5 protein-coding genes are annotated in these 4,229 nt (G+C 67.1%); 1 reads left to right on the top strand and 4 read right to left on the bottom strand.

Features of this window, described 5'->3' with window-relative positions; genetic code table 11:
• Positions 1-16 precede the first annotated feature (16 nt).
• The 4 genes from N5C25_RS20235 to dkgB are packed head-to-tail and all read right to left on the bottom strand — an operon-like array spanning position 17 to position 3,084.
• Positions 17-340, bottom strand: coding sequence for an adenylate cyclase (locus N5C25_RS20235; RefSeq protein ID WP_251103237.1), 324 nt, complete (start codon positions 338-340; stop codon positions 17-19).
• Positions 337-1,275, bottom strand: a complete 939-nt coding sequence (locus tag N5C25_RS20230; RefSeq protein WP_279937777.1) for a cyclase family protein — start codon at positions 1,273-1,275, stop codon at positions 337-339. The genes N5C25_RS20235 and N5C25_RS20230 overlap by 4 nt, the downstream gene beginning before the upstream one ends.
• 19 nt (positions 1,276-1,294) lie before the next feature.
• The gene (locus N5C25_RS20225) at positions 1,295-2,269 is read right to left on the bottom strand and encodes a TIGR03571 family LLM class oxidoreductase (protein WP_279937776.1); all 975 of its coding nucleotides are present in this window, start codon (positions 2,267-2,269) and stop codon (positions 1,295-1,297) included.
• Between the two features lie 11 nt (positions 2,270-2,280).
• On the bottom strand, positions 2,281-3,084 hold the full coding sequence (gene dkgB / locus N5C25_RS20220) for a 2,5-didehydrogluconate reductase DkgB (protein ID WP_058983080.1): 804 nt from the start codon (positions 3,082-3,084) through the stop codon (positions 2,281-2,283).
• Positions 3,085-3,202: 118 nt separating this feature from the next.
• Between dkgB and N5C25_RS20215 the strand changes: the two genes are divergently transcribed.
• Complete coding sequence (locus N5C25_RS20215) at positions 3,203-4,105, top strand: LysR family transcriptional regulator (protein ID WP_279937774.1); 903 nt, start codon at positions 3,203-3,205, stop codon at positions 4,103-4,105.
• Positions 4,106-4,229: the final 124 nt, after the last annotated feature.

The following is a 4,229-nucleotide window of genomic DNA, read 5'->3' as shown; positions in this document are numbered from 1 at the left end:
CGGCCGCTGGCCGGCATCACAGCGCTGCCAGCGACCCCTGCATGCGATGGAAACCGCCATCGGTGGCGGTGAACCAGGCCAGCGAACGCCCGCCGACGAAGTCATCGACATGCACGACCGTTGCGCCATCGGCTTCCTGCCACGAAATGGCATAGACCCCTTCGCTGATCTGTTGCCACTCGCAGGCAGCGTCGCCCTGCGCACCGGCATAGGCGCCAGAGACGATGGCGTACCGCACGTGGCGGCCATCGGCGCTGTAGACATTGTCGGCGGCCAGACCGTCATAGCTGACGCGGAAGCGACGGCCGGCGAACAACGGCAGGGCGGAGTCGGCGCTCATCGGATCGCCACCGGGTTGACGTTGACCTGGGTCGAGCCGACGTACAGCGGCTGGCCGAGCACGAACAGGAATTCCCAGGCCTTGTCGCGCACCAGCGCACGGCTGTCGATCAGCTCCAGGTTGTAGATGCCGCGCTTGGCCAGCATGTACTGGTTGATCGGGAACTCCTCGGCACCGTTCGAGTTCGGGTAGACCTCCGAGGCCCAGGTGTCGCCACCGAAGGCGACGATGCCCTGGTCGGCCAGCCACTTCGCGGCCTCCATGCCGATACCCGGTTCCACTTCCAGGAACTGTTTGTCGTCCTTTCCGATCAGTTCCAGCCAGCCGGTGTTGAAGAGCACCACGTCGCCCTTGCGCAGGCTCAGTCCCTGCTTCTTCAGCACGGCCTGTATGTCGGCCACGGTGAACTCGGTGCCGCCGGGCACGATCGCCTTGCCGTAGTACGCGGTCATGTCCAGCACGACGCCGCGGGTGACCATCGGCGGCACCTTCTCGACGCCGAGCTTGCGCACGCCGTCGACGGTGACGAAGTCGGCGGCCTTGTTGCCGTTGTAGTAGACGTTGTCGATGCCGATATGGCCGATGCCGTTGAGCTGGGTGCCAACGCCGGTCCACGCGTTCACCAGTTCATCGTTGAAGGTGAACCTGTTGGGGCCCAGCGACCTGCCGGCCTGCTGGCCGACCTGCACGTTGTACAGGCGGAAGCTGCGGTGGCGGAACGCGGGCAGGTTCTTGTCCACCGGCACCGCCAGCGGATAGGTCTTGCCGGTCCTGACCAGCGAGACCGCGCGCTTGACCACGTCCGCGGTCAGCAGGTTGGCCGCGCCGATCTCGTCGTTGGCGCCGTAGGCAGAGGGATACCAGTCCTCGGCGGTGGCCTGGAAAGACAGCGGCAGGGTGGCCAGCGCAAGCGCGGCCAGGGTCTTCATCTTCATGGCAAAGCTCCGGTAACGGTCAGGCCGCCGCGGGGGCGGCAAGCGGGGCATGCGGCGCAGCGGCGTCGGCATGGGCCGGGAAGTGCGGCAGCACGTACTCGGCGATCTCGTGGAAGGTCTCGGCCAACGGCCGTTCGTTGCGGCGGAACTGCAGGCCGATGTGGTCGACACCGGCCGCCTGCATGGCGTGCAGCTCGGCCAGCAGGGCGTTGCGGCCGCCGCGCAGGCCGAAGCGCCAGCGCTGCAGAGGAGCATCGGCATCGGCCACCAGGTCCAGGTGGATGAAGCTGGCATAGGGCTTGTTGCCGGCCACGGCGCGCCAGGCCGCCACGCGTTGCGCATGGTCCTGTGGCGTGCCCGGGTAAGCCAGGCAGCCATCCATGTGCTGGCCGATCCACGCCGGTTGCTGCTGGGCCAGGCCGGCCACGAACAACGGCAGGGCTGGGCCAACCGCAGGCAGCACGTCCAAGCCCTGCGGCAGGTGCGCGGCGGCGCCTTCGCGCAGCAATGCGATCTGCTCGCGGAAGCGGCTGCCCCGCGTGTCGAAATCGCGGCCGAACAGCGGGTACTCCACCGGGCGGTCGCCACTGGCTACGCCCAGCAGCAGGCGGTCTCCGCTCAGCCGCTGCACGCTGCGCGCCGACTTCAGGGTCAGCAACGGCTCACGGATCGGCAGCACCACCGCACCGGTGCCCAGCAGGATGTCATTGGTGATGCCGGCCAGGTAGCCGAGGTAACTGAATACCTCGAACACCTGCGCCGCATCGCCGAAGGCTGGGTCGTAAACCGGCACGTCGCGCACCCACAGCGCACGGAAGCCGAGACGGTCGGCCAAGCGTGCCAGTTCTGCATGGCGCTGCAGGTCCGGTTCGCCGGGCAGGCGTCGCGCGGCGCGTCGTGCCTGTTCGCCCAGCGGCGTCCAGTCATTGTCCAGCGGTGCTTCGATGCCGATGCTGAAACCACCGGCCTGCAGCCGCGCCAACGCACTGCCCATGGCGAGTCTCCTCAGTCCCAGGCCGGGGCCAGGCCCGGCGGATCGACTTCGCGGCCGTTGCGGTCAAGCGCGGCGATCGCGGCCATGTCATCGGCATCCAGGTGCAGGTCCTGGGCGAGCAGGTTGCTGGCCAGGTTCTCGCGCTTGGTCGAAGACGGAATGACCGAGTAGCCCCGCTGCAGCGCCCACGCCAGCGCGACCTGGGCCACGGTGGCCTGGTGCTTGTCGGCGATGGCGGCCAGCACCGGATCCTTCAGCACCTTGCCGTAGGCCAGGGTCATGTAGGAGGTCACGGTGATGCCCTGGTCCTGCAGGAAGGCGGTCAGCGCCGGGTTCTGCAGGTAGGGGCTCAGTTCGATCTGGTTGGTGGCGATCTCGCCGGCACCGACCACCTCGATGGCCTGCCGGGTCAGCTCGATGTTGAAGTTGGACACACCGATCTGGCGGGTCAGGCCCTGCGCCTTGGCGTCGGCCAGCGCGGTCATGTATTCGTGCAGTTCAACGCCATTGCCCGGCGCCGGCCAGTGGATCAGCAGCAGGTCGACGTAGTCGGTGCGCAGCTTGGCCAGGCTGTCGCGCAGGCTCGGGATCAGCTTGTCGGCAGCGTAGTTGTCCACCCAGATCTTGGTGGTCAGGAACAGCTGGTCGCGCGGGACGCTGGATTCGGCGATGGCCTGGCCGACTTGGGCTTCGTTGCCGTAGATCTGCGCGGTATCGACTGCACGGTAGCCAACGTCGAGGGCGTTGCGCACCGAGTCGATGACGGTCTGGCCGGTCAGCCGGAAGGTGCCGACGCCAAAGGAAGGAACGCTCATGATGGACTCCAGGGACTTCGTTGAGAGCCGGTGGGCTCGGGACAGGGCGAAGTGTGGGTGCTTTACATTTGTTGATTAAGCCATGTATACGGGAAACGCTTTTGCGCCGAGGTAAAAAATGAAAACCACCCTGGATGAGCTGAAGGCCTTCGTGGCCGTGGTCGACAGTGGTTCGATCACGGCGGCGGCCGAGGCGCTGGAACTGACCATCTCTGCCACCAGCCGCACCCTGGCGCGGCTGGAGGACAAGCTGCAGACCACGCTGCTGCGACGGACCACGCGACGGCTGGAACTGACCGAGGAAGGCGCGGCGTTCCTGGAGTACGCGCGCACGATCCTGGCCACGGTGGACGAGGCCGAGGAACAGATGGCAGCGCGGCGGCTGCAGCCGGTCGGGCGCCTGCGCGTGGACGCCGCCACGCCGTTCATGCTGCACGTGATCGTGCCGCTGCTTGAGGGGTTCCGTGAGCGCTACCCGCAGGTGGAGCTGGAGCTGAATTCCAACGAGGGCATCACCGACCTGATCGAGAAGCGCACCGACGTGGCGTTCCGCATCGGTGTGTTGCGCGACTCGACCCTGCATGCGCGGCCGATCGGCCACAGCCGCATCCGCGTGGTGGCCAGCCCCGAGTACCTGCGCCGGCATGGCACGCCAACGCGCGTGGAGCAGTTGCGCGAGCACGACCTGCTGGGCTTCACCCAGCCCAGTTCGTTGAACGAATGGCCGCTGCACGATGCCGATGGTGGGCCTTTCGTGATCGCGCCGGCCATCGCTTCATCCAGTGGCGAGACACTGCGGCAGATGGCGGTGACCGGGCTGGGCATCGCCTGCCTGTCTGATTTCCTGACCCGCCAGGATCGGCGTGAGGGCCGCCTGGTGCAGCTGTTCGCCAAGCAGACGCAGGAGGTGCGGCAGCCGATCAATGCGGTGTACTACCGCAACACCGCGCTGGCCGCGCGCATTACCTGTTTCGTGGACCACGTGACGCAGACGCTGGGACAGCGACCGTTCGACGAATAGAGATCGGTAGAGCCGGCCGCTGGCCGGCTTTTCCCACCAGCCAGATCACCGCGGTTGCCGGATCACCGCAGCTGCCGGCCAGCGGCCGGCACTACCAACTGTGTATCACCTGTTGCGTGGCCCA

It is taken from the genome of Stenotrophomonas sp. GD03958 (genome assembly GCF_029839005.1).
In the GTDB taxonomy this organism is placed as follows: Bacteria; Pseudomonadota; Gammaproteobacteria; order Xanthomonadales; family Xanthomonadaceae; genus Stenotrophomonas; species Stenotrophomonas hibiscicola.
Note: the sequence above shows the minus strand (reverse complement) of the source record. Positions and strands in the feature narration are given on the sequence as shown.

Bases quoted from the DNA above. Each gene is read 5' to 3' on its own strand.
- N5C25_RS20235 (WP_251103237.1), bottom strand. From the start codon at position 340: ATGAGCGCCGACTCCGCCCTGCCGTTGTTCGCCGGCCGTCGCTTCCGC.
- N5C25_RS20230 (WP_279937777.1), bottom strand. From the start codon at position 1,275: ATGAAGATGAAGACCCTGGCCGCGCTTGCGCTGGCCACCCTGCCGCTG.
- N5C25_RS20225 (WP_279937776.1), bottom strand. From the start codon at position 2,269: ATGGGCAGTGCGTTGGCGCGGCTGCAGGCCGGTGGTTTCAGCATCGGC.
- dkgB (WP_058983080.1), bottom strand. From the start codon at position 3,084: ATGAGCGTTCCTTCCTTTGGCGTCGGCACCTTCCGGCTGACCGGCCAG.
- N5C25_RS20215 (WP_279937774.1), top strand. From the start codon at position 3,203: ATGAAAACCACCCTGGATGAGCTGAAGGCCTTCGTGGCCGTGGTCGAC.